Genomic DNA, 25,266 nt, shown 5'->3' on the forward strand with positions numbered 1-25,266 from the left:
CCTGATCTGCGCCCCGCCTTCGCGGGGCATCCGTCAGGGATGACAACGTAATTTTGGAGTAGGATAGCGCCATGACCCAATCCGCCCAACTCGGCGAAATCCGCCATGTCGATCTGGTCCAGCCCAACCAGGCCAATCATCTGGGCAGCTATTTCGGCGGCGCCGCGATGGCGCAGATGGACAAGATCGCCTCGCTCGTCGCGGCGCGTCATGCCCGGCGGCCCTTCGTCACCGCCTCGTGTGACCGGATCGATTTTCGTGCGCCGGTGTTTGTCGGCAATCTGATCGAGCTGACCGGGCGGGTAAACCTCGTCGGGCGCACTTCTCTTGTCGTCGATGTCGAGCTGTCCGCCGAGGATATGGTGACCGGTGAGCGGCATATTTGCACACAAGGCGGCTTCACCATGGTGGCCCAGGATCGCAAGACCAATCCGGCGCGCCTGCCGCCGGCGCCCGACCGGCTGATCGATTTCACGCCATCACCGGCCGGCTCGGCGCGCGTGCTGGAACTCGTCTTCCCCGGCGATACCAATACGCTCGGCCAACTGCTCGGCGGCAATGCCATGTCGCTGATGGGCAAGGCGGCCCAGATCGCCGCTTCGCGCCATACCCGCAGCCAGGTCGGCATGGCGGCGTCGAACAAGATCGATTTCATCGCCTCGACGCTGGAGGGCGAATTGCTTGATGTCACGGGCCAGGTGATCTCGGTCGGGCGCACCTCGATGCGCGTTGCCGTGCGCGCCGATGCGGAAGACCTGATGACCGGAGAGCGCCGCCTGGTCGGCGAGGCGGACTATGTGATGGTGGCGCTGGACGAGGCGGGTCGCCCGACACCGGCGAAGCCGCTGGGTTAGCCGGCGCTGATCGTCAGATCCGGGCTAACCCGCCGGTCGCATGAACGCTCTTGCCCGACCGCGCCGTCTGGAAAAGGGGCGGCCGGGCAAGATCAGTGGGTCAACTAGTTGCGCGGTGGGAAGATACCGTCGAGCGCGATGCATTGGCGCATGACCAGCGTTGGCGTTCCGCCCGTGCCCGCGGCCCCGGAAGTGGCCCGTTGTCCCTGAGACGCAGGTGGCAGGCCCGGACCAGCGCCGACATTCAACACTGTGCGGCCGCGGGTATCCGGCAGGGCGAAGGTCGAGCGCCCGTCACCGCCATAAAGGGTTCCGATCGTGGCGAACAGCGCTTGGTTCTGGGCGATCGGCAGCAGCTGGCCTTCCATCGGGGCCCAGCCACGCGGGCAGTAATTGCCGGCGGTGGTCATCACCTGTCCGATAAAGGGTTCGGTTTGCGCGGATGCTGATTGGCTCAGGCCGATGGAAGCGAGCAAGCTCGCACCCAGTGCGATCGCTATCTTGTTCATTTTATTCCCCCGATTTGACTTACACGGATTGTGTAATCAAACCTGCTTAGCACCGGTCCGGTGCCGGAGTAAACGCTTTCCTGGCGATGTGAGGGCTGCAGATTTTCCAGCGGCGTGGCCCGCCCTCAGACCGGTGCGATGGGCAAGACCCGGGCCTGCAGCGCCGGCGCACGGCCGAGGTCATTGCAGCGATGCCACCCGGCGATCGAGAAACGCGGGGCGAGGGCGGGGGTGACCTCGTGCGGGATCTCCTCGCTCAGGAAGACGGCAAAGGTTCCGTGCTCCGGAATGATATCAGCGATCACGCTGTCATCGCGCTCGTCATAGAGGCGCAGGAGCCCGCCATCACCCGCCTGCCAGTCCGGATTGAGATACAAGACCGAGGACAGGATGCGATTGCGCGCGCCGCGAAAACTGTCGAGATGGCGGCGGTAGAATCCGCCCGGCTCATAGACGGCGTAATGCGCCTCGAAGGAAAACAACCCAAGCGCCAGGCGTTGATTGAGTTCCAGGCGCAAGTCCTCGGCGAAACCGAGCCAGCGGCGCTGGGCCGGGCTGGATCCGTCAAACCAGCGCGTCTTGTCACGCCGGATCTCGCGCACCAGTTCATGATCGCTGGCGCGGCCAATCCCGGCCCGGCTAAGTGCGTCCGCCTGCCAGAGCGCGGTGGCTTCATCGCGCAGCGCCGCAAGCAGGGCGGTGTCGCCCAGGCTTTGCTGCGACCAGCCCTGGCGGGTGAGATCCGCGCACAGGCTCGCCGCATCGAAGAGAGGGCGTCCGGACGGAATGACGGTGTGCAGGCTCAAGCTCTCGCGGTCCGATCACAATGAATGCGGCGCTTAGGGCCGCGCCTGATCGCGGTCAATCGAATTCTGTGGCAGCCCGCGACTTGCGTCGCTCTTCACCACGCGGGATTGTGGCGCAACACGATACGAATCGGAGTGGCAAATGCCGGTAGAAACAATTTCCCTGGTGGCCAAGCACGCCCAGTTCAACGATATCTGGGCGCCCAAACGCGTGGCGAAGCTGGACAATTATGACGTCAAGCTGGCCAAGGGCAGCGGTGCCTTCGACTGGCATGCTCATCTCGATGCCGATGAGCTTTTCCTGGTGACACGTGGCAATCTGCGCATCGAAATCGATGGCCAGGACCCGGTCGTTCTCGGGCCCGGGGAATTATGCGTCATCCCCAAGGGCGTGCGCCACCGGCCGGTTTGCCTGACGGACGAGGTCCATCTCATGCTGCTGGAACAGGCCGGCATCGTGAATACCGGCGATAATGACGATAGTGATCTGACCCAGACGATCGAGGATATCTAGCCCTCACGGGCTTGAAACGGCAGGGGCGGGCGCGCAGACTGCCGGTCGACGGGAGATATCAGCATGGATGACGTTTCGGGGCCGCAGGCCAAATTCCGCGCCATGGAAGAGGGGACGGCCGAGGACTGGGCCGCGATTGCCGGTGCATTCGGGCCCTTTGCAGCGGCGCTGCCGGAGCGCGTGCTGACCCATTTGCGTCTGCTTGACGGCGATTATGGCGGCTTCCCGATCGACCGGCTGCAGCATTCGCTCCAGACCGCAACGCGCGCGCATCGCGATGGCCGTGACGAGGAATATGTCGTGATGGCGCTGCTGCACGATATCGGCGATACGCTGGGCAGCTATAATCACCCCGATATTGCCGCCGCCATACTGGCGCCCTTCCTGTCGGAAGAAAATCACTGGATCGTCGCCAAGCACGGGATATTCCAGGGCTATTATTTCTTCCATCATCTCGGGATGGACCGGGATATGCGCGAGCAATACCGCGACCACAAATATTTCGCGGCCTGCCAGCAATTCTGCGAGAAATACGACCAGGCCGCCTTCGATCCCGACTATGTCAGCGAACCGCTGGAGTTTTTCGAGCCGATGGTGCGCCGGGTGATGGCGGCCCCGAAACGCTCCATCTATGCGGCGGCGCTGGAATAGTCAGGCGAGATTGAACCGGGCCAGGGCGGCGCGGGCGATTGCCTCGCCATGCTCCTGAACAAAATGTCCCGCTTCGGCGACTTCCATGGCGGGCGGACAATTGCGGATCTGCTGTTGCAGCCAGGCCATCGCCGGTGGGCCGAGCACCGGGTCCTGCATCCCGATCGCCATGAAGCTCTCGCCCGCCCACCTGTTCCGCCAGAAGTCCAGCGCTGCCAGACCGGTATCGACGCCTTCCATATCGGGGCGGGTCTGGACCAGGGCCGGAAAGCGGCGCACACCGGCCTTGTAGCTGTCATCGGGGAAGGGCGCGTTATAGGCCGCCGCCTCGGCCTCGCTCATGCCCGGGGTCGAGCGTTTCATGAGCTTGCCGACATCAAAGCCCGGCGTATTGGCGACATAATCGCGCCAGGCATCGAAACCGGGCCCGGCCGCCTGGCCGATCCCGATCGAGGTATTCATCACGATCAGTCTGGTGAAGCGTTCGGGATAATCCATCGGCAAGGTCAGCCCCAAGAGGCCGCCCCAGTCCTGGCAGACCAGGGTGATATCGTTCAGGTCGAGCCGTTCGATCAGGGCTTTCAGGGCATTGCGGTGGAAATGGAAGGTGTAGGCCGCGTCATCGACCGGTTTGTCGGAGCGGCCGAAGCCGAAGAAATCCGGGGCGATCACCCGCGCACCGGCGGCGAGAAAGACCGGGATCATCTTGCGGTAGAGATAGGCCCAGCTTGGCTCGCCATGCAGGCAAAGGAATGTGGGCGCGCCGTGTTTCGGGCCTTCATCGACATAATGCATACGCAGGCCCTGATAGCCGGGCAAATCGTCAATATAGTGGGGGGCGTACGTCCAGTCTGGCAGAGACTGGAAGCGCTCATCGGGGGTTCGCAGGCTCTGGGTCATGGCGGCGCTCTCCTGGGTTTGCGGCAGGATAACCGCTTGGGTGCGGGGATTGCCAGCATTGATCCAGCGCCCGCCAGCTGCTAATGGGCTGATAGCGTTTGAAGAATTATTTCGTATCCAAATAAAGGGATTTCCCGATGGTCGGCCAGGCATTTGATGTGATCGTGATCGGCAGCGGACCGGGCGGCTATGTCGCGGCGATCCGGGCCAGCCAGCTGGGCCTGAAGACAGCGATCATCGAGCGCTCGGAACTGGGCGGGATCTGCCTCAATTGGGGCTGTATCCCGACCAAGGCGCTGTTGCGGACCTCGGAAGTCTATCATTTGATGCATAATGCCGAGGCTTTCGGGCTGAAGGCCGAGAAGGTCAGCTTCGACATCGAGGCCATCGTCAAGCGCTCGCGCGGCGTGGCCGGGCGTCTGTCGGGCGGCATTGCGATGCTGATGAAGAAGAACAAGATCACCGTCATCAAGGGCGAAGCCAAACTCGACAAGGGCAAGGACGCCCCGACCGTCCTGGTCGGCGCCGACCGCTATACCGCCAAACACGTTATCCTCGCCACCGGCGCCCGCGCCCGTACCGTCCCTGCTGCCGGGCTCGAACCGGATGGCGACAAGATCTGGACCTATCGCGAGGCGATGGTGCCGACCGCGATGCCGAAATCCCTGCTGGTGATCGGTTCCGGCGCCATCGGTATCGAATTCGCCAGCTTTTATCGCACCATGGGCGCCGAGGTGACCGTGGTCGAGATGATGGACCGGGTCGTGCCGGTCGAGGATGCGGAAATCTCCGCCTTCGCTGCCAAGGCCTTCAAGAAGCAGGGCATGAAGCTGATGCTCTCCTCCCAGGTCGAAAAGCTCGAGAAGACCGCGCAATCGGTCAAGGTCTCGGTCAAGGACGCAAAGGGTGCCATCACCGTCGTCGAGGTCGAGAAAGTCATCCTCGCCATCGGGATCGCGGCCAATGTCGAAAATCTCGGCCTCGAGGGCCTGGGCGTGAAGATCGACCGCGGCCATGTCGTCAATGACGGGTTCGGCCGCACCAATGTCAAAGGCCTTTACGCCATCGGCGATGTAGCGGGACCGCCCTGGCTGGCGCACAAGGCGAGCCATGAGGGCGTTGTCTGTGTCGAGAAGATCGCGGGCAATGATGTCCACGCTTTCGACACCTCAAACATTCCCGGCTGTACATATTGCCATCCCCAGATTGCCTCTGTCGGCCTGACCGAGGCGAAGGCGAAAGAGGCGGGCCATGAGGTGAAGGTCGGCCGCTTCCCCTTTGTCGGCAATGGCAAGGCAATCGCGCTCGGCGACGATCAGGGCCTGGTCAAGACGGTGTTCGATGCCAAGACCGGCGAATTGCTCGGCGCCCACATGATCGGTTCCGAAGTGACCGAGCTGATCCAGGGTTATGTCGTCGCACGTCAGCTGGAGACCACCGAAGCCGAGCTGATGCACACCGTCTTCCCGCATCCGACCCTGTCGGAAATGATGCATGAGAGCGTGCTCGATGCCTATGGCAAGGCGCTGCACATCTAGCGGGACGCACCGCGAAGCATTCCCTGCATCCAAATCCTCCCGCTCGGGCATCATAGGCTCAGAGTTGACGCGACCTTGATGTCGCCCGGGAGATTATTCGATGCACAAACTCATCCTTCTCGCGGCCAGTGCGATGGCTGTTACCGCCTGTACCAATGCCTCCTATGGCCCGGCCGAGAACCGCTCGACCGAAAGCGCCGGCTTGATTGCCGCGCGCCATCTCGACGTGACGGGCGATGCGGAAATGGCCGGCGTCCTGGTTCAGGCCAATGGCACGGTCGGTCGCGATCTCGATCTCGCCGGGGCACGTGTGGATTCGAGCACCGCGGTCGGCGGCGACTTGTCAGCCGCTGGCGCTTCGGTTCGTTTCACCGGTTCGGTGGGCGGCAATGCGGAGATTGCGGCGGCGACCACCTGGCTGGACGCTGATTTTGGCGGCGACCTGGATGTCGCCGGCGCCCGTGTCACGATTGACGGCCGCGTGGCCGGCCGGCTTCAGCTGCATGGTGCCCGGATGAATCTGAAGGGCGATTTCCTCGGACCGGTCGAAGTGATCGGCGAGGGGCGCGACGACGGGGAGCGGATCCGCAATGGCCGCGCCATCCTGGCGGGGAGCTTCGCCCAAACTGCCTTCGTCTGTGCAACCCATGTCGAGTTTCGCCAGAGCGCGCGCTTCGCCGGCGAGCTGCGTGTGATCGCCAGCGAGCGCCCCGAAGGCGGGCCAGCGGACTATGATTTCGAACTGCTCGATGGCCGTGATTGCGACAAGATCGATCTCTGACCTGAAAACGAGCGGGAGCCCGCGAGGGGCTCCCGCTCAAGAATTCTAGGCGACCGTTTCAGGTGTGGCGGCCGGCGCTTCGGTTTCGCCCATCAGCTCGACGACCATGCGCTGGACCTTGCCGTAATCGGTCTTGCCGGTTCCCAGGACCGGGATCGCCTCGACATGGATGATCTTGCGCGGAATCGACAGCTCGTTAATGCCGTGATTGCGCGCGAAGGCGATCAGGTCGGCGCGGTCGGCCTTGGCATATTCGGTCAGCAGTATGATCTGCTCGCCCTTGCGCTTGTCGGGCAGGGCTGCGGCAGCGTGCAGGCAGTCCGGCCAGAGCGAGGTGGCGCAATTTTCCACCACCGCCAGCGAGACCATTTCACCGCCAAGCTTCGCGAACCGTTTCACACGGCCGCGGATGCGCAGATATCCACCCTCGTCCACGGTGACGATATCGCCCGTATCGTGCCAGCCATCGACCGGAGCCTCCAGCACGAGCGGCGCGCTCGGGCGGATATAGCCCTTCATGATATTCGGGCCGCGAATATGTAACTGGCCGCCCTCGGTGATCCCCTCGACCGGGATCAGCTTCGCCTCACATCCGCCCATCAACTGGCCGACCGTGCCGGGGCGATTATTCTGGGGTTGATTGACCGCCAGGACCGGTGCGGCTTCGGTCAGCCCGTAACCTTCAACGATCTGGACATTGAATTTGCGCCGCAGGGTGGCACGCGTTTCATCCTTGACCCGCTCGGCACCGCAGACCGCAAAGCGCAGCGAGTTGAGCTCGCCATTGGTCGCGGCCCGCGCATATTGATTGATGAAGGTGTCGGTGGCGAACAGGATGGTCGACCCGGTATCGGCGATGCGTTTGACGATGGTCTTCGCTTGCAGGGGCGTTGGATGACAGATGGTCGGAACGCCCAGGCCGAGCGGCACCAGAACCCCGCCGGTCAAGCCGAAACAATGGAAGGTCGGCAGCGGGTTGAAGACCTTGTCGGTTGGCAGGATTTTGACGTGATCGCGCACCTGTTCGACATTGGCGAGCAGATTGGCATGGCTGAGCACGACGCCCTTGGGATCGCCCTCTGTGCCGGAGGTGAAGAGATAGACCGCGGCCGCATCCGGGGAGGGATGCGCCTGTACGGCCCAGGGAAAGACCATGCCGATACCGGCGGCGATCTTGTCGCTCAGATTGAGGTTTTCGCGGACATCCTCCAGATAGATCATCTCGTGCTCTTCGGCGAGGCTTGCCTCGAGAGCCTGTAATTCACCCAGTTCGATAAAGCGGTGGGCGGTGACAATACGCTTGCACTTGCACGCTTGGCACGCCGCTTTCAGGGCCCGTTCGCCGGCGGTGAAATTGAGCATGGCCGGGATGCGGCCATAGGCCGAGATGGCATAGAAGGAGATGATCGAGCCGACACCGGTCGGCAGCAGGATTCCGACGGCTTCGCCTGGCTCGGTGCCTTGCTTGAGCGCGTGTCCCAGGGCGAAGGCGGCCTTTACGATGTCGTTATAGCTGAGCTCGCGGCCATCGGCGTCAATTGCCGCGATCCGCTTGCCCCCGAATCGGTTGCGGGCCTGGGTCAGCGCGGAAAAAACCGATTTCCGGATCCGGCGCAGGTCGAAATCCGCCCCGTAAAAATGGGTGTCCGCCGAAATTTCCGCCGGCTTGAGCTCGACGGAATTGGCAGCTGATGTGTCAGCCATACATGTCCTCCCGGGCGCGCCTATTGCTGTTGACGCTCATTATTGCCGCTGATCTTACCTTTCCAGACGCCGGAGGGAAGCGATTTGGCGGCAGCTTCTACCGACCAGGAGGTATGGATTTGTTGAAAGACGGAAATAATTTATCGATAAACAAAAAATCTACTTGATATCGTTTTTCGATAATGTATGGTCGAGGCCTACGTTGGGGAGCGTGAAATTCACCGCTGTCGCAAGACAGGGTAGCAGGTTTGGAGACTGAAATGCGCAAAGCATTGGCAATGAGCGCGGCACTGGCCGCAGCAATGGCGACAGCGGGTTGCGTCATCGTCGTCGATGACGGCAATGGCGATGTCAAGCTGCGCCATGATGACCGGACACAGGACGGCTATGTCGTCCTTGACCGTGATGGCGATTACAGCCGCATCGGCGGCAATATCAATTTGCGCGGCCGTCTCGGCGGCGATCTCAGCCTCGTCGCCGGCGATGTTGAGGCCGATCGACTCAATGTCGGCGGCGATGTTTCGATTGCCGGTGGCGATATCGACTATAGCGGCCATGTCGGCGGTGCAGCCTCGATTGCCGGTGGTGATATCGACTGGCTTGCCGATGTCGATGGCGAACTCAGCCTGGCTGCCGGGTCGCTCAATGTCAGTGGCGATATTGGCGGACCCGCTTCGCTGGCCGCCGCGAGCCTGACCTCAACCGCCGACTACACGGATGGCCTCAATGCCAATGGCAACCGCATTCATCTCGCGGGCAGCATTGCCGGCGATCTGCGCGTCGTCTCGGTCGGCGAAATCCGGCGTCGGCGCGACTATGATGACTCGGACGGCCGGGTCGAACTCGCCGGTACCATCCGCAATGGCGGTGATGTCTGTGCCCGCTCGGTCGTCGTGACATCGACGGCGCGGATCAGTGGCACGCTGCGGGTCTGGGCTGAATCGCAACCGGAAATCGAAGCCGGTGCGCAGGCAGGCGATCTCGTTTTCGTCGCGCGCAATGGCCGCGATTGCGAGGATGTTGATCCTGTCTTTGACTAATGCAGAACCGAATCGGCTCGAGCCGAAACTGGCTCGATCCATCAATCATCCACCTGACCGCCGGGGGGCGCTGGGAGAGTCGTGATGTATAGATTTAAGCAGGTAATGGCCGCGGGGCTGGCCTTTTTTGCGCTGGCTTCGGCGGGTGCCGCCCAGGTGATCGGCGGTGAGGTCAATATCAATGGCAGCGGCGACGATATTCATTTCCTCGGCGGGGAGCTCAATATCCGTGGTGATATTGACGGCAACATCTTTGCAGTCGCCGGCGATGGGCGGATTGATGCCGATGTCCACGGCGATGTCGAATTCTTCGGTGGTGATATCGATCTGAGCGGCGTTGTCGATGGCAGCGTCGAGATCGCGGGCGGGGACGTGAATATCACGGCCCGCATCGACGGCGATCTCAACGCCGCTGGTGGCGATGTCAATATCGCCGGCGAGACCGGCGGCGAGCTCAATGCGGCGGGCGGCAGTGTCCGCATTGCGGTGATTGTCGGTGGCGATCTTCGAGCCGCGGGTGGCGAGGCCGTCATCGAATCAGGGACCGTTGTTTCCGGTGACAGCCGTGTCGTTGCCGGTTCGGTCGAGTTTCTCGGTACCGCGCATGGCGATGCCGACATCGAGGGCGGGCACGTCTCGCTAGGCGGCGTTTTTGACGGTGATGTCGATGTCAGAGCCGAAGAGGTCACGGTCCTGCCTACGGCGCGTATTGCCGGCTTGCTGACGGTGCGCAGCCCGGTCGAGGCCAGCATCGCCGACGGTGCTGTGATCGGCTCGGTCGATTATGAGTTTGAACCGTTCAATTTCGGGGCCAAGCACTGGGATGATGTCGAAATTGATTTCGATGGGCCCTGGGGTGTGATTGGTGCGCCATTCCGCTTCCTGGGCGGAGTGTTTGCGGGTAGCGCCTTCTTGCTTGGCATGATTGCGGTCCTGATTGCGCCGCGGGGCGTTTCCGCTGTCGCCGCCGCTTTCCGCCGCCGGCCGCTGAGTTCCGGTGTGATCGGTTTCGTCAGCCTGGCCATGTCACCCATCGTGTTTGTGATGGTCACCATCCTGCTTGCCCTGACCCTGGTTGGTGCCTTGCTGATCCCGCTGCTGTGGCTGTTGTATTTTCCTGCGCTTTTCCTCGCCTTCGCCTTTGGCGGAGTTGCCATCGGCGATCTGATTTTCAATCGGACGTCCGGTGAACTCGGATTGGGGATGCGCGCAGTCTCGCTCCTGGTGGTGATGGGGGTCATTTTCGCCCTCGGTGTGGTGCCGGGGCTGGGCGCGACCTTGGGGGTGCTGTTGCTCTGTGTCGGTCTGGGAGCCTGGATCCTGGCCATCGGATACCGCGGTGATCGCGGTAGGGCGCGGACAGCCGAGCCCGAGATGCCCAGCGGTGTGACCGCAGGCGAGGGGTGACCTGAGCGCGATGGCGCGCTAATTCTATCCCGAACAGATCGGCCCCATTGGCCCGGAGATAGATTATGCGCGCACTTCAACTGATCGCTTTGGCGGTAGCGGCTGCGACATTCAATGTCGCAGCCGCCCAGCCGATCCGGCAGACCGTCAATGACTGGCAGGACGCATTCCGTCAGCTTGAAGGCGAGGATTGGCCAACGCCAAACCGCGAGCGTCGCGCGACCGGCGCACCGGGACCGGATTACTGGCAGCAGCAGGTCGATTACGATATCCGCATCCATCTGGATGAGCGCGAGAAGATCCTGACCGGATCGGCAGCCATCAGCTACACCAATAACGCGCCCGATATCCTGGACTTCCTCTGGTTCCAGCTCGACCAGAACCGGTTCCGCCCCGACTCGATCTCGGTGATGACCGAAACCATTGGCGGTGCTGGCCGTTCGGCCGGCCGGGTCGGTGGCGCCACGCCCGATGGTATCAGCAGTGCAGCGCTGCGCCGCCGTCACCAGATCGCGCAGGATGGCTATGGCTATAATATCCGTTCGGTGACCGATGCCGATGGCAATGCCGTTCCTTTCACCATTGTCGACACGCTGATGCGCGTCGATCTCGATGCTGTGCTGGAAACCGGGGACTCGGTGATCCTCAACATTGAGTGGGATTACCGCCTGATCGAGGCCAGTGTGGTCGGTGGCCGGGCCGGCTGGGAATGCTTCGAGGAAACCGAAACCACCGGCGGCGATTGCATCTACCAGATCGCCCAATGGTTCCCGCGCGCTGCAGCCTTCTCCGATTATGAGGGCTGGCACAACAAGGCCTTCCTCGGCCGCGGCGAATTCACTCTCGAATTCGGCGATTATGATGTCGCCATCACTGTGCCGCAGGATTTCCTGGTTGCCGCCACCGGCGAGCTTCAGAACCCTGAAGATGTGCTCACCCAGGCCCAGCGTGACCGTCTTGAACAGGCCCGGACCGCGAGTGATCCGGTCTTCATCCAGACCCCGGCTGAGGCACGCGCCAATGAGCGCCGCGGCACTCGGTCCGAGACCACCTGGCGTTTCCGCGCCGAGAATGTGCGCGATTTTGCCTGGGCCGGTTCGCGCAAATTCATCTGGGATGCGATGGGGGTCAGCCAGGAAGGTGAGGGCGTGGCGCCCGATACCGTGCTGGCCATGTCCTTCTACCCCAATGAGGCCGAACCGCTCTGGTCCACCTTCTCGACCCGCGCGGTGGCGCATACACTTGACGTCTATTCCGACTTTTCCTTTCCATACCCCTATCCGGTGGCGCAATCGATTGCCGGAGCGCAGGGCGGGATGGAATACCCGATGATCACCTTCAATGGCGGCCGCACGACCGGCCGCCCGGTGGTGGATGAGGACGGTAATCTGACCTATTCGCGCGTCCAGAAGCGCGGCCTGATCGGTGTCATCATCCACGAGATCGGGCACATCTACTTTCCGATGACGGTTAATTCCGACGAGCGGCAATGGACCTGGATGGATGAGGGGCTCAACACTTTCCTGCAATTCCAGGCCGAACGGCAGTGGGAGGCCGATTTCCCGTCACGCCGGGGCGATCCGCGCCTGATTGCCGACTACATGGCGTCATCGGTGCAAATGCCGATCATGACCCAGGCGGATTCGCTGATGGCCGTGGGTGATAATGCCTATGGCAAGCCGGCCGCTGCGCTGGTCGTGCTGCGCGAAACCATTCTCGGGCGCGAATTGTTCGACGAAGCCTTCCGCACCTATGCCCGCCGCTGGCGCTTCAAGCGTCCGACGCCCTATGATTTCTTCCGCACGATGGAAGAAGTCTCCGGCGTGGATCTCGACTGGTTCTGGCGTGGCTGGTTCTACTCCACTGACCATGTCGACATCTCGCTCGACCGGGTGATCGAAGGCACGCTCGACACGCAAGACCCGGTCATTGAGAATGCCCGTGAACGCGCCGAAGTCACAGCGCGGCCCGAGAGCCTCACCCAGCGCCGCAATCGCGAAGCGGGCATGACGACCTATGCCAGCGATAATCCTGAAGTCGTGGAATTCTATTCGGCCAATGACGACCAGACCGTCACGGCCCGCCAGCGCGAGGCCTATGCGAGCTATCGTGAAGGCCTGGAGGACTGGGAGGCCGAGCTTCTGGCCGGAAATGAGCGCATCTATTATCTCGACTTCACAAACCAGGGCGGCGTGGTGATGCCGATTATCCTGGAATTCACCTTCGCCAATGGCAGCACGGAGACCGTCCGCATTCCGGCCGAAGTCTGGCGCTATGATCCGCGCCACGTCACCTGGACCTATCTGACCTCGCGCGAAGTCGTCTCCGTCGAGCTCGATCCTTTGCTGGAAACCGCTGATGCCGACCGTTCGGACAATTACTTCCCGTCGCGCATCGAACCGACCCGGCTCGAGCTCTACCGAACGGCGTCACCGCAGGGTTCGAACATGATGGCCGACCAGGATCAACGGGTGACGCGCGACTCGATCCGGGCGCGGCCGGAATAGCGATGCACGTCCTGATCCGGGGTCTCGCATACGCCATCGCCGGAGCCTGCCTGATGGCAGCTCCGGCCGCGGCGCACCGGGTGCATGCCGGCGTCACGGAGGTCGCAATTTCGGCCACGACGGGCGAATTGCAGATCAGTCATCGCGTCTACGGCCACGATCTCCTCGAAGCACTCGGGATTGAAGTTGCCGATGAAGAGGCCTGGTATGCCTCCTCTGAAGGTATTGCGGCGGCGGGACTCTATGCTGAAAGGCATTTTCGGATCGGCCAGGGCGATGGCCGCCTGCTTGCGCCGGTCTATGTCGGTGCCGAGCTTGATGGCGAATTGCTGTGGATCTATTTCGCCGCGCCGGCTCCGGCCGACCCCTCGGCCTTCGTGGTCGATAATGACCTGCTCGCCGACGCCTTCGAGGACCAGGTAATGATGACGAATATCATCATTGATAGCGTGGTCAGGACTGCCATTCATGGCCCGGGCCGGCGCGAGCCGGTGCGGGTGCGCTTCCCCACAGACTAGGCCGCGAGGTCCAGCGATTCAGCTTCACCGACGACGACGCGGTTGCGGCCTGTCGTCTTGGCCTTGTAAAGCGCGCGATCGGCGGCGCGATAGAGCCGGCCGAAATCGATATGTGGCCCTGATCTGGCGAGGACACAGCCGACCGAGACCGTCAGCGCGATTTCACGTCCGCCGAAACAGGTGGGCTGGATCTCGATCGCCAGCCGCAGGCGATTGGCGGCCATGACCAGTTCGGCCGCATCCTCGACATCGAAAATCACCGCAAATTCCTCACCGCCGACACGGGCAAGATAATCATGGGGCCGAACCGCCGCGCTCGCGATACCCGCGAGACGGCGCAACACAGCATCGCCGGCATCATGGCCATGGGTGTCATTGATATTCTTGAAATAATCGACATCAAATATCGCCAGCGCGAAGAGTTGGTCATGCTTGCGGGCGGACCTCAGCCGCTGCGTGATTTCCTGTTCGAATGCGCGCCGGTTGGGCAGATCCGTCAACGCGTCCCGAAGCGCGAGACGTTCCAGCCGGGCCTGGGACTGACCGGCGCTGAGCAGGAGGTAGCCGAAAATAGCCGTGCATTCCGATGCCATCAAGCCAAGCATGGCAAGCGGCATGACCGGCGTCTGGTCGTAGAAACTGCTCACATCGGGCTGGGTCAGCAACTGCCAGATGATCAATCCCGACATCAATATGATGGCGCTTCCCAGCGAGGATGCGAGCACGAGGACGCTTGCCAGTCCGTCACGGCGGGCGATGAAATAGAGCCGTGTCAGGGTCAACAGGTTAGCCAGTTGCAGGGTGATTGCGAAAACGACGATGCGCATGGTGATGGAGTTCTCGACCACAGCAAACCAGCTCAGACTGGCGATAGCGAAGCTCCCGAGCGCGATATAGAAAACGGGCGGGAAGGGACGTTCGGCAAATTTGGCGGTGCCGTAGACCAGCATCAGACTGCCCGAGAGCGACACCATGTTGACTGCCACGATCCAGAAGGGATTGTGGATCGCCAGGCTGTTTTCCCAGAAAGACAGGGTCAGTCCTGTGGTGTGGACAGCGAGTCCCAGCGCCCACCATTTCACGCCGGCACTTTCGCGATGGATACGCCAGTTCACGACGTGGAGCGCGCATCCGATCACGAGGACCAGGATCAAGGCTGTTGCGAGGGATTTCGTATCAAGCATGCGGCCAGTATCACCCCGAAACGGTGAAGATCGCGTAGACAGCCCCCGTCATGCCGCGTTGAAATGCCGGACAATTTGAAGATAGCGTTAATGCCATCACAACGCGGCCGGTCAGGCCGCCAGCGACATTGACTCAACTTCGCCGACCACAACCCGGTTGCGGCCTGTCCCCTTGGCGCTGTAGAGCGCCTGGTCGGCAGCACGGTAAAGACTGCTGAAGTCGAGACCGGTCTCGGAGCGTGCCAGGACCGCGCCTACCGAGACAGTCACGGCGATGCCGGTTTCATTGACCCGTGCGTGGTTGATCTCGATCGCCAGCCGCAGGCGATTGGCTGCGGTGACCAGTTCTGCGGCGTCCTCGACGTCGAAAATGACGGCGAATTCTTCGCCGCCAACGCGGGCGAGAAAGTCATGTGGCCGGACGGCCGCACTCGCGACACGGCCGAGATGGCGCAACACAGCATCACCGGCATCATGACCGTGAGTGTCATTGATCTGTTTGAAATGATCGACATCGAAAATGGCCAGCGCGATCAGCCGGTCCGTCTTGCGCACCGATTCCAGGCGCTGGATTACGGCCCGTTCGAATGCCCGCCGATTGGGCAAGCCGGTCAGGGGGTCACTCAGCGCCAGCTGCTCCAGGCGGGCCTGTGAATAACCGGAGCTGAGCAGGAGGTAACCAAAGATCATCGTTGTCTTGCAGGCAATCAGTGTGAGGAGTGCCAGCACCAGGACATTGCTGTTGGCGTAGAGGCCAGCGATCTCCGGCTGGGATACGAGCTGCCAGGTAATGAGGCTTCCCATCAAGACGAAGAGGCTGACCACCGATGCTGCCAGGACCACCACGCCCATCGCACCATCCCGGCGGGCGATATAGCCCAGCCGCGACAGGATCAGACTATTGCTGAGGAATTGAACGAGACCGAAAACGCCGAGCCGCGCCGATGCCGATGGCTCGATCAAGGTCGCCCAGCCTATGCCCATCACGATCAGGACACCCAGCGCAGCATAGATGCTGCGCGGCAGGGCATGGCCGGAAAAACACGCGGTTCCGTAAACCAGCATGACCATGCCTGCGAGGGCGAGACTATTGAATATCATGAGGAGTGGCATGAAGGGGGTGCCGCCGGCATTGGCGAGCGCGGTGGCAATCGCAGCGCAGGTTTGAACGCAAAGCCCGAGCGCCCACCATTTCGCACCAGGATTGTCGCGATGCATGCGCCAGTTCACCAGGTGCAACCCGCTCCCGATAATCAGGATCAGGATCAGCGCCGTGGAGAGGGTCTTGGTATCAAGCATGACGTAATGTCGCAGCGAATGATGAATACCCGGTAATCAAGGTGTCGAAATATTGTCACAAGCCATTGAGTTGACGCGCGAAATTGCATTTTTGTTAACTTTTGTCGCGTGCCCGTTTCTATCGCAGAGAGCGGGCAGGGCGGATGCGTGGCGTGGAAGGCTGGGGCAAACCGCAGGCTCGGCTTGATCACGTCGGCGCTCCGGCTTACATGGCGGGCATGGCCAATCTGATCGACAACACTGCGCCTTCCGGCACGCCGTCCACCGCGCCCTCCAGTGCGACCGAAGCGCGTGCAGCGCGGCATCCGGAAAAGCAGAAGCGCGCCGATACGCCGGTCCTGCGCAAGCCGGACTGGATCCGCGTCCGGGCACCATTGGGCAAGGTGTTTGCCGAAACCCAGAAAATCGTCACCGAAGGTGAACTGGTCACAGTGTGCCAGGAAGCCGGTTGTCCGAATATCGGTGAGTGTTGGGAGCAAAAACACGCGACTTTCATGATCCTGGGCGACACCTGCACCCGCGCCTGTTCCTTCTGCAATGTGAAGACCGGTCTGCCTGGCCCCGTTGATAAAGACGAGCCGCGCCGGGTGGCCGAAGCCGTCGCCAAGATGGGGCTGAAACATGTCGTCATCACCTCGGTTGATCGCGATGACCTGGCCGATGGTGGTGCACAGCATTTTATCGATGTCATTGAGTCCATACGCGCGGCCGCGCCGGGCACGACGATCGAGATCCTGACCCCGGATTTCCTGCGCAAACCGGGTGCGGCGGAAGCGGTGATCGACGCGAAGCCAGACGTGTTCAATCATAATCTGGAGACTGTGCCGCGCCTTTACCTGTCGATCCGTCCCGGCGCGCGCTATTTCCATTCCCTGCGTCTGCTGGAGCGCGTCAAGGATCGCGATCCGGAACAATTCACCAAGTCCGGCATCATGGTCGGGCTCGGTGAGGGCAAGGAAGAAGTGATGCAGGTGATGGATGATATGCGCTCGGCCGGCATTGATTTCCTCACTATCGGTCAATACCTCCAGCCGACGCGCAAACACGCCGCCGTGGAACGCTTCGTCACGCCGGAAGAATTCAAGGCCTATGAGACGATCGCGCGCGCCAAGGGATTTTTGATGGTTTCCGCGACGCCTCTGACGCGCTCGAGCCATCATGCCGGTGAGGATTTCGCCCGTTTGCGCGCCGCGCGGGAAGCGTCACTGGGCCGCGTGTGACCGTCTCGCTGACCGAGACCTTGCGCCTGTACCATGACGCCGGCGATTTGTTCGAACTTGTCTCGGATGTCCGCCGCTACCCTGACTTCATTCACCAGATCACCGCCATGCGGGTTCTGAAGGAAAGCCGGGACGGCGCCGTCACCCGGCTGACCGCGGAGGCGCGAATCCGCTATAAATTCGTCACCGAACGCTTCACCAGTGCCGTGAGGGCTGATGCGGATGCTCGCACGATTGATGTCGGTTTTGTCGCCGGTCCCTTCCGGGTGCTTGAGAATAGCTGGCGCTTCTATCCCCTGTCGGATGGCTCGACCCTGGTAAAGTTTCACATCAAGGCGGCGTTCAGGAACATCGTCCTGCAGATGTTGCTCGACAGCCAGCGCGACCGCGCCGCCCATATTCTCATCAAGCGCTTTTCCGACGAGGCCGAACGGCGTTTCGTCTCAGTCGGCGACCCGGCCCTCGATCTGAGCGATGAGATCGACGCCCTGCTCAAATAGCGCCAGTGCGGTGTCCACCGCTACGAGACGCACCTCTGTGCGGCCGCGATCGCCAAATCGCTTGCACACGACCTGCACTGGATGGTCCCGCACCGCCAACCCGAAATAGACCAGGCCAGCCGGTTTGTGGGCTGAACCACCCGGACCGGCGACGCCCGTGATCGAAACGGCGATATCGGCATTGGACTTGAGCAGGCATTGCGTCGCCATGCGTCTGGCGACCTCGGCCGAGACGGCCCCATGGGCCGCTATTATTGCGGCGGGAATACCGAGAAGTTCGGTCTTGGACTCATTGCTATAAGTGACAAAGCCGCGCTCAAACACATCTGAGGCCCCGGCAATGCTGGTCAGCAAGCCGGCGACCAGCCCGCCGGTGCAGCTCTCCGCCGTTGCCATCATGATCGCGGCCGTGCGGGCATGGTCGAGGAGGTCTTCGGCCCTCCGGGTGAGCGGTTCGGAAAACATCAGATCATCCTCGCTGTCACGATGGCCTGCGCGGCCAGACCTTCGCCGCGGCCGGTAAAGCCAAGCCGCTCTGTGGTCGTTGCCTTGATATTGACCCGCCGGGTCTCAAGGCCCAGGAGCTGCGCCACCCGCTGCCGCATCGCGTCCCGGTGCGGGCCGATCTTGGGACGCTCGCCTATCAGGGTGATGTCCGCGTGCAAGAGCGTGCCGCCGGCCTGGCGCAATAATTCAACCGCATGGCTGACGAATTGGTGCGAGGCGGCTCCTTTCCAGCGTGCATCGCTCGGGCTGAAATGCTGGCCGATATCGCCTTCGCCCGCCGCGCCGAGAATGGCATCGGTCAGGGCGTGCAGGCCGACATCGGCGTCGGAATGTCCGACCAGGCCGAGCCCGTCGCGGATTTCAATGCCGCACAACATCATGGAGGCGGCGGTTTCGAGCCGATGAACATCGAAGCCCTGACCGGTGACCATGATCGCGTTATTCGTGTTCAGCATCGCCTCGGCCCGCGCAAAATCATCTGGAGTGGTCAGTTTGAAATTCCCGGCCTCACCGGTGATTGTTTGTACCAGATGGCCCGCTGCCATCGCCACGGCTGCATCATCGGGCAGGGCGGCCTCGCCCAGCGCGCGATAGGCCTGCATCAGGGGTACGTAGTGAAAGGCCTGCGGCGTCTGTGCGCCAGCATATTCAGCGCGATCCACGGCAGCGATCATCCGCCCTGCGCCATCCCGTCGGATCATGGCGTCTACGCCGGCGGTAACCGGGATCACAGCGCCATGCGTTGCCAGTGCGTCTGCGATCCGGCCGATCAGCGCCGCACTGACAAAGGGCCGTGCCGCATCATGGATCATCACCGCATCGGGGCTGTATTTTTCCAGGGCCTGAAGACCGGCGTGCACGGAAGCCGTGCGTGTCGCGCCGCCGGTCACGGATTCAGCCTGACCGCGATATTGCGAGGCAAGTGCTTCAAAACGCTCACCATCCTGCGCGCCGATCACGGCGATCACCGGGCCGATAGCCGGATGACTCAGGAAAGCATCCAGCGTTCGCGCCAATACGGGGCGGCCGCCGATTTCGCGATATTGCTTGGGAATTTCCCCGCCCGCCCGGGTGCCGCGGCCCGCAGCGACAATGATGGCACCGATTTTCATATACAGGCCTCGTCCATTGCCGCAGCGCAGCAAGATCGCTAGCTTGCCCGGCTTACGCTGCAACCGGTTGAATTGTCCAGACGCATGAGTTTCTTCATCGGCCCCCATGAGATCGCGATTCCGGCGGTTCTGGCACCCATGTCCGGTGTGACGGATCTGCCCTTTCGCCGCCAGGCCCAGCGTTTCGGGGCCGGGATGGTGGTCTCGGAAATGGTCGCCAGCGATGCTCTGGCCCGTGGCCGCATCGATATGGTGCGCAAGGCGGCGGCCGATGCCAGCCTCGCGCCGCGGGTGATCCAGCTTGCCGGCCGTCAGGCTGAATGGATGGCTGAAGGCGCGCGCATTGCGCAGGCGGCCGGTGCCGACATCGTCGATATCAATATGGGTTGCCCGGCGCGCCAGGTGACCAAGGGCCTGTCGGGTTCAGCCCTGATGCGCGACCTCGACCATGCCATGACGCTGATCGAGGCGACGCTGGCGGCGGTCAGCATTCCGGTGACCCTGAAAATGCGCCTCGGCTGGGATCATGATTGCCTCAACGCGCCGGAACTGGCGCGGCGGGCCGTTGATGCCGGGGTTGCGATGATCACCGTGCATGGCCGCACGCGGCAGCAATTCTATACGGGCCAGGCCGATTGGAGCGCGGTGCGGGCGGTGCGCGAGGCGGTGCAGGTCCCGCTACTGGTCAATGGTGATATCGCCACACTGGCGCAGGCGAGTGAGGCGCTCACCCTGTCGGGCGCTGATGGCGTGATGGTCGGGCGGGCGGCGCAGGGGCGGCCCTGGCTGGTTGGTGAGATCGGCGCCGGTCTGATCACTGGCACCATGCCGGACACCCCCTGGGCGGCCAAGGTCGCGGCGTTGATGGAGCAGTCCGCCGAAGCGTATGATTTCTACGGCGATGCCCTGGGCGTGCGGATGATGCGCAAACATTTCGCATCCTTCCTGGAGTTTGATGGCGGCCATCTATCCCCCGAAATCCTCGCCGCGATCCGCGATGTGCTGTGCCGGTCCAGGGAAATCGCCGCCATCCGCGATGCGCTCCATCGTTTGCTGGACCATCCGCCCGGCCAGCGGATCGCGGCATGACTGACCCGGGACGCAGCGCGGCGGAGTGGGCGCATGGCGCGGCCGAGCAGGCCGCCATTCCCATTATCGTCTTCACCGCCGGGCCGCGCCTGGCCTGGGCCAATCAGCAGGCGCAGGAATGTTTTGGCTTGTCGCTTCGCACGCTGCAACGAACGGATTTGCGGCAGGCCTTGCCGGGCAGCGGGCGTCTGATCGATTGCGTCGAACAGGCTGCTGCCGACCGGCGTACGGTTGTCGCGCTGGGCGAGGAGCTCGGCGCCAATGGCGTCTCCGATCTGCATGCGTGCTGGTCGGAAGAGCTTGAAACCGTGACGCTCTCCATTTTGCCGCATTGCGAGACCGGGCCACGCGCTTCGCAGGCCGCTGCGCTCGGATTTGGCCGCATGCTGGCGCATGAGCTGAAAAACCCGCTGGCCAGTGTGCGTGGAGCAGCTCAGCTGATCGAGCGCGAAACGGATCTGGACGCCACAGGTGAACTGGCGCGTATCATCATCCAGGATGTCGATCGGATCACGCGTTTGGCCGACCATTGGAGCGGGGTTGGCGATATCCAGCTGGGCCCCGTGTCGCTGGTCAATCTCAACCGCCTGGCCCTGACGGCGATCGAGAGTCTGGTCCGTGCCAACCCGGCCGCTGCCGGAATGATTGAGGAGCGATTTGACCCGTCCTTGCCCGATGCCTCCGGCGATGCCGATCTACTGCATCAGATGGTGGTCAATCTGTTGCAGAATGCCCTCGACGCGGTCGCAGGGCTGGATGCACCAAAAATCACGATCTCAACCCGGTTTGACAATGGTCCCCGCAGCCGAAACGGCGATATCTCCGCACCACTCCTCCTCTCGGTGACCGATAATGGCGCGGGAATTCCGGCTTCACTTGGCTCCGGAATTTTCACCCCTTTCGTCACAACCAAGCCCGCGGGCGAGGGGTTGGGACTTGCCTTCTGCGCCCGCATTACGGCCCTGCATGACGGGCAACTCGATTATGACAGTGAGCCCGGCCGTACCGTATTCAACCTGCGACTTCCGATCTCCAGGGGAGAGTTGAAATGAGCGCCCGCATCCTGTTGCTCGAAGACGATGAGAGTCTGAAGCTGATCCTGTCGCGCGCGCTCAGCTCGGCGGGTTATCAGGTCCGGGCCACCGCCTCGATTGATGCCGTGCTCAACTGGGTCCGCGCCGGTGAGGGCGATCTCCTGCTCGCCGACGTATTGCTCGACGGTACCAGCTTCCTGGAGAGCCTCGGGATGGTGAAACGGCTGCGCGCCGATCTGCCAGTCATCGTCATGAGCGCCCAGACCACGGCGAGCACCGCTATCAGCGCCGAAAAGGGTGGCGTGTTTGAATATCTCCCCAAGCCCTTTGATCTGGATCTGATGCTCGCCAGGATTGCCTCGGCGCTCGGCGAGAGCCGCCGGCGTCAACCCGATGGGAGCCTGTCGGAGCCAACAGGACTGATCGGCCAATCGGCGGCGATGCAAGCCACTTTCAAGGCCATCGGCCGCGCCGCGACCAGCGGCGCGCATGTGATGATCAGCGGCGAGTCAGGGACCGGCAAACGGCAGGCCGCAAACGCGCTTCTGCGTGCGCGCGGCGTGAAGATCGAGGATGTCGCCCTGATCACACCATCACACCGCACCGAGGATATATTCAAATCGACGACGGCCGCCGCACACCTGCTCTGGCTGCGGCTGGATGAATGGACGCCGCAACAGCAGCGCGCTGCACGGGACGCGCTGGATACGGGGGCTGGCCGCGTTATCGCCACGCTCTCGACCCCAGGGAGCGCAGCGCTCGACAGCCGTTTGCTCGGCCGTTTGTCGGAATGCATCGTCACGCTGCCGCCATTGCGCGAACGCCCCAGCGATATCCCGGTCCTGTGCGAGGCCTTCCTCCATGAGTTTGCCTTGCGTGACAGTCAGATGACGCTGCAATTATCGCCGCCGGCGCGGGCCCTGATCGACAGGGCTGACTGGCCGGGCAATGTCGTGGAATTGCGCGCTGTCCTCTCACGCCTCTCCCTTGCGACAAGGGGCCGCCTGGCCGGTCCCGAGGATGTCGCCAGTGCCATGATGCAGGATAGTTCCGACCAGAGGGATGAGCTGGAAGCGCATGCGTCGCGCCTGGCCAGCGCGGCTCTGGCGGCGCCGGATGCGCGCCAACTGGCGGGTGACGCACTGGATCGGGCCCTGCTGGAGCAGGCGCTTGCGCGCGCTGACGGCAATCGTTCAAAGGCCGCTGAAATGCTGGGTGTCAATCGCAATACCCTGGCCCGGCGCCTGGCCGAGCTGAGCGAGAATCCCTGAGGCTTGTGGCTGCTGCGGCACGGGTGTTGATTTGATGCAACATGCGGGCAATGATGGCCCAGCTTGCCAAGGAAGATGCGGTTGAACACGTTGCCGTCTGGATCAATGATCACAAACGTATCGCCACGCTCTGCTGCGCTCTTTGGCATTGGTTTCCTGTTGTCATTGACCGTGGTGGTGCTGACTGCGGTCGCGATTCTCGGCGATGGCGCTGTGCTCGAGCCCGGCGATCGCCTGACCCTGGGCATACTGGTCGGCAATTGTCTGCTTCTCCTCGCGCTTGCCTCGGTGGTCTTTATCCGTCTGCGCCGGCGAATGCGTGGCCGACGTTTTGGCGAACCGGCACCGCGGCTGCATTTGCGCTTCGTCGGCCTGTTTTCCCTGGCAGCGACCGCGCCGGCGATTTTCGCGGCCATGTTCCTCGGTCTGATCCTGACACGTGGCGTGGAATACTGGTTTGGTGAGCAGGTCGGCACTTTTGTCGATACCGCCTCACGCACGGCGCAGGACGTCTATTACCAGGAAGCCAATGTGACGCGTTCAAGACTGACCGCCCTGGTCAGCGCGATCGATAATGAGGAAGCGGCAACGCTCTTCACCTCAAGCCGTATCCAATACAATACGATTTTCGCCAGCTATGTGGCGCGGGCCCAACTCGCTGCCGCCTACATCGTGGACGCCCGCGGCGCCCGGATGGCCGAAGCCGAATTCAGACCGAATGAAGTCTATATCCCGCCGACGCCGGATTTGTATGAGCGCGCCGAGGAGGGCGGTGTCGGAACGACCGGGCCCCTGTTTGCGACGCGTGCCGGGATTGAAGGCAGTGCCGATGCGATGCGGATGCTGTTCCGGCTGGAAAACTATGAGGGCGCCTATCTCTATGTCTCTCGCGAGATGGATATGAGCCTTTGGCGCGATATTGTTAATGCCAGTGAATCGCTTCGCACCGTGCGCGAGCATGAGGGCCAGGCCCGCGTCGTCTTCTTCCTGCTCTATGCCGAAGTGGTGGCGCTGATCCTGATCGGCTCACTCTGGCTGGCCCTCTCGGCAGCCACCCGCGTTGTCACCCCGATATCAAGACTGGTCGCGGCCGCTGAACGTGTGCGGCGCGGTGATCTGGATGCCCGCGTGCAAATGGGCCGCGAGGATGACGAAATTTCCGCCCTGGGCCGGGCCTTCAACCGGATGACGCGGCAATTGCGCAGCCAGCGCCGCGAATTGATCGCGTCTCATGCCGAGTCTGAACAGAGGCGCGCCTTCACCGAAGCCGTGCTGGCCGGTGTCAGTGCCGGCGTTCTCGGGGTTGATGGCGAAAACCGGGTCCGCCTGATCAACCGGTCTGCCGTTGGTCATCTCAGCCCCGGGACGGATGATCTCGTCGGGGCCCGGATCGATGATATTGCACCGGAACTCCGCGATATTGTCGCCCAGGCGCGCCGCCGCCCCGGCTATGTCGCCGAGGCCCAGATCGATCTGAAAACCGCTGACGAACAGATCCGCTATCTCTCCGCGCGGGCGACCATGGATGAAGAAGCCGGGTTGATCATCACATTTGACGATGTCACCCGTCTGGTCACTGCCCAGCGCAATGCGGCCTGGCGCGAGGTTGCGCGGCGCATCGCCCACGAAATCAAGAACCCGCTGACCCCGATCCAGCTTTCGGCGGAGCGCATCAAGCGCAAGTATCGCAAGGAAATCCAGACGGATGTGGAGACTTTCGACCGCTGTACGGATACGATTATCCGCCAGGTGAGCGATATCGGCCGCATGGTCGATGAATTCTCTTCCTTCGCCCGCATGCCGGAGCCGAAGGTCGAGTCCGTCGAGATGAGCGAATTGTGCCAGGCGGCCACCTTCGCCCAGCGCGTCGCTACGCCGACGGTTGATACGAGTTTCAAACGGCCTGAACGGCCGATCTACGCTCTGTGTGACGCGCGGCTGTCCAGCCAGGCGCTGGCGAATATCCTCAAGAATGCCGCCGAGAGCGTTATCGCCCGGATGGAAAACGGTGTCGGCGATAATACACCCGGCCAGATCCGCGTCTCGCTGCGCGAGGACGAGGGTTATGCGGTGATTGAGGTCTGCGATAACGGGCTGGGCTGGCCAACAGCCAATCGCGAACGTCTCACCGAACCCTATATGACGACACGCGAAAAGGGCACAGGGCTCGGCCTTGCCATCGTCAAACGGGTCATGGAAGACCACAAGGGACGCCTTGAGCTGGGCCTGCCGGACAGCGGCCAGGGCGCTGTCGTCCGGCTGGTCTTCCCGCTAGCCAATGATTCCACCACAGATTCACCGACGAAGAAGGAGGCCTGACC

General features: G+C 62.4%; 23 protein-coding genes. 15 read left to right on the plus strand and 8 right to left on the minus strand.

Features of this window, described 5'->3' with window-relative positions:
• Positions 1 to 71 precede the first annotated feature (71 nt).
• Positions 72 to 854, plus strand: coding sequence for a hotdog domain-containing protein (locus tag AAC023_RS00670; protein ID WP_339737078.1), 783 nt, complete (start codon positions 72 to 74; stop codon positions 852 to 854).
• Positions 855 to 958: 104 nt separating this feature from the next.
• Here the strand turns inward: AAC023_RS00670 and AAC023_RS00675 are convergent, their stop codons facing one another.
• A complete protein-coding gene (locus AAC023_RS00675) occupies positions 959 to 1,363 on the minus strand; it encodes a tail fiber protein (protein WP_339737080.1) in 405 nt (134 codons plus the stop codon).
• A gap of 125 nt (positions 1,364 to 1,488) precedes the next feature.
• Positions 1,489 to 2,169: a 2OG-Fe(II) oxygenase gene (locus AAC023_RS00680; RefSeq protein WP_339737082.1), complete on the minus strand. Its 681-nt coding sequence runs from the start codon at positions 2,167 to 2,169 to the stop codon at positions 1,489 to 1,491.
• Between the two features lie 142 nt (positions 2,170 to 2,311).
• On the opposite strand from AAC023_RS00680, the gene AAC023_RS00685 reads away from it, so the two are divergent.
• The gene (locus AAC023_RS00685) at positions 2,312 to 2,683 is read left to right on the plus strand and encodes a cupin domain-containing protein (RefSeq protein ID WP_339737084.1); all 372 of its coding nucleotides are present in this window, start codon (positions 2,312 to 2,314) and stop codon (positions 2,681 to 2,683) included.
• 63 nt (positions 2,684 to 2,746) lie between these two features.
• Complete coding sequence (locus tag AAC023_RS00690) at positions 2,747 to 3,334, plus strand: HD domain-containing protein (protein ID WP_339737086.1); 588 nt, start codon at positions 2,747 to 2,749, stop codon at positions 3,332 to 3,334.
• Here the strand turns inward: AAC023_RS00690 and AAC023_RS00695 are convergent, their stop codons facing one another.
• On the minus strand, positions 3,335 to 4,234 hold the full coding sequence (locus AAC023_RS00695) for a haloalkane dehalogenase (protein ID WP_339737088.1): 900 nt from the start codon (positions 4,232 to 4,234) through the stop codon (positions 3,335 to 3,337). It abuts the gene before it with no gap.
• Positions 4,235 to 4,371: 137 nt separating this feature from the next.
• Between AAC023_RS00695 and lpdA the strand changes: the two genes are divergently transcribed.
• Both lpdA and AAC023_RS00705 read left to right on the plus strand, forming a co-directional pair.
• The gene (gene lpdA, locus AAC023_RS00700) at positions 4,372 to 5,772 is read left to right on the plus strand and encodes a dihydrolipoyl dehydrogenase (RefSeq protein ID WP_339737090.1); all 1,401 of its coding nucleotides are present in this window, start codon (positions 4,372 to 4,374) and stop codon (positions 5,770 to 5,772) included.
• A gap of 100 nt (positions 5,773 to 5,872) precedes the next feature.
• Complete coding sequence (locus tag AAC023_RS00705; RefSeq protein ID WP_339737092.1) at positions 5,873 to 6,553, plus strand: hypothetical protein; 681 nt, start codon at positions 5,873 to 5,875, stop codon at positions 6,551 to 6,553.
• 45 nt (positions 6,554 to 6,598) lie between these two features.
• Here the strand turns inward: AAC023_RS00705 and AAC023_RS00710 are convergent, their stop codons facing one another.
• A complete protein-coding gene (locus tag AAC023_RS00710; RefSeq protein WP_339737094.1) occupies positions 6,599 to 8,257 on the minus strand; it encodes an AMP-binding protein in 1,659 nt (552 codons plus the stop codon).
• A gap of 260 nt (positions 8,258 to 8,517) precedes the next feature.
• Here AAC023_RS00710 and AAC023_RS00715 point away from each other — a divergent pair, with 260 nt between their 5' ends.
• From AAC023_RS00715 to AAC023_RS00730, 4 genes are all read left to right on the plus strand, one after another.
• On the plus strand, positions 8,518 to 9,297 hold the full coding sequence (locus AAC023_RS00715) for a hypothetical protein (protein WP_339737096.1): 780 nt from the start codon (positions 8,518 to 8,520) through the stop codon (positions 9,295 to 9,297).
• A gap of 84 nt (positions 9,298 to 9,381) precedes the next feature.
• On the plus strand, positions 9,382 to 10,704 hold the full coding sequence (locus AAC023_RS00720) for a hypothetical protein (protein WP_339737098.1): 1,323 nt from the start codon (positions 9,382 to 9,384) through the stop codon (positions 10,702 to 10,704).
• Positions 10,705 to 10,769: 65 nt separating this feature from the next.
• A complete protein-coding gene (locus AAC023_RS00725) occupies positions 10,770 to 13,211 on the plus strand; it encodes a M1 family metallopeptidase (protein ID WP_339737100.1) in 2,442 nt (813 codons plus the stop codon).
• Positions 13,212 to 13,213: 2 nt separating this feature from the next.
• Positions 13,214 to 13,729, plus strand: coding sequence for a DUF6702 family protein (locus AAC023_RS00730; protein WP_339737102.1), 516 nt, complete (start codon positions 13,214 to 13,216; stop codon positions 13,727 to 13,729).
• On the opposite strand, the gene AAC023_RS00735 is transcribed toward AAC023_RS00730, so the two are convergent.
• The gene (locus AAC023_RS00735) at positions 13,726 to 14,913 is read right to left on the minus strand and encodes a GGDEF domain-containing protein (RefSeq protein ID WP_339737103.1); all 1,188 of its coding nucleotides are present in this window, start codon (positions 14,911 to 14,913) and stop codon (positions 13,726 to 13,728) included. The two genes, AAC023_RS00730 and AAC023_RS00735, sit on opposite strands and share 4 nt — an antisense overlap.
• A 111-nt stretch (positions 14,914 to 15,024) precedes the next feature.
• Positions 15,025 to 16,212 (minus strand): GGDEF domain-containing protein, encoded by a 1,188-nt coding sequence (locus AAC023_RS00740; RefSeq protein WP_339737105.1) that lies wholly within the window; start codon positions 16,210 to 16,212, stop codon positions 15,025 to 15,027.
• Positions 16,213 to 16,430: 218 nt separating this feature from the next.
• Between AAC023_RS00740 and lipA the strand changes: the two genes are divergently transcribed.
• Positions 16,431 to 17,432: a lipoyl synthase gene (gene lipA / locus AAC023_RS00745; protein ID WP_339737107.1), complete on the plus strand. Its 1,002-nt coding sequence runs from the start codon at positions 16,431 to 16,433 to the stop codon at positions 17,430 to 17,432.
• Positions 17,429 to 17,932, plus strand: coding sequence for a type II toxin-antitoxin system RatA family toxin (locus AAC023_RS00750; protein WP_339737109.1), 504 nt, complete (start codon positions 17,429 to 17,431; stop codon positions 17,930 to 17,932). Before lipA ends, AAC023_RS00750 begins: the two co-directional genes overlap by 4 nt.
• On the opposite strand, the gene AAC023_RS00755 is transcribed toward AAC023_RS00750, so the two are convergent.
• Together AAC023_RS00755 and AAC023_RS00760 are read right to left on the minus strand one after the other, a co-directional pair.
• Positions 17,876 to 18,397, minus strand: a complete 522-nt coding sequence (locus tag AAC023_RS00755) for a CinA family protein (protein ID WP_339737111.1) — start codon at positions 18,395 to 18,397, stop codon at positions 17,876 to 17,878. The genes AAC023_RS00750 and AAC023_RS00755 overlap by 57 nt on opposite strands.
• Entirely contained in the window at positions 18,397 to 19,551 is a 1,155-nt protein-coding gene (locus AAC023_RS00760; protein ID WP_339737113.1) for a bifunctional 2-C-methyl-D-erythritol 4-phosphate cytidylyltransferase/2-C-methyl-D-erythritol 2,4-cyclodiphosphate synthase, read from the minus strand. Before AAC023_RS00760 ends, AAC023_RS00755 begins: the two co-directional genes overlap by 1 nt.
• Before the next feature lie 84 nt (positions 19,552 to 19,635).
• Between AAC023_RS00760 and dusB the strand changes: the two genes are divergently transcribed.
• The 4 genes from dusB (at position 19,636) to AAC023_RS00780 (ending at position 25,264) form a co-directional block, all read left to right on the plus strand.
• Positions 19,636 to 20,640: a tRNA dihydrouridine synthase DusB gene (gene dusB, locus AAC023_RS00765; RefSeq protein WP_339737115.1), complete on the plus strand. Its 1,005-nt coding sequence runs from the start codon at positions 19,636 to 19,638 to the stop codon at positions 20,638 to 20,640.
• Entirely contained in the window at positions 20,637 to 21,692 is a 1,056-nt protein-coding gene (locus AAC023_RS00770) for an ATP-binding protein (RefSeq protein WP_339737117.1), read from the plus strand. The genes dusB and AAC023_RS00770 overlap by 4 nt, the downstream gene beginning before the upstream one ends.
• Positions 21,689 to 22,945: a response regulator gene (locus AAC023_RS00775; RefSeq protein ID WP_339737119.1), complete on the plus strand. Its 1,257-nt coding sequence runs from the start codon at positions 21,689 to 21,691 to the stop codon at positions 22,943 to 22,945. Before AAC023_RS00770 ends, AAC023_RS00775 begins: the two co-directional genes overlap by 4 nt.
• A 105-nt stretch (positions 22,946 to 23,050) precedes the next feature.
• On the plus strand, positions 23,051 to 25,264 hold the full coding sequence (locus tag AAC023_RS00780) for an ATP-binding protein (protein ID WP_339737121.1): 2,214 nt from the start codon (positions 23,051 to 23,053) through the stop codon (positions 25,262 to 25,264).
• Positions 25,265 to 25,266 lie beyond the last annotated feature (2 nt).

The sequence above is a fragment of the uncultured Maricaulis sp. genome (assembly GCF_963976135.1).
Lineage (GTDB): Bacteria > Pseudomonadota > Alphaproteobacteria > Caulobacterales > Maricaulaceae > Maricaulis.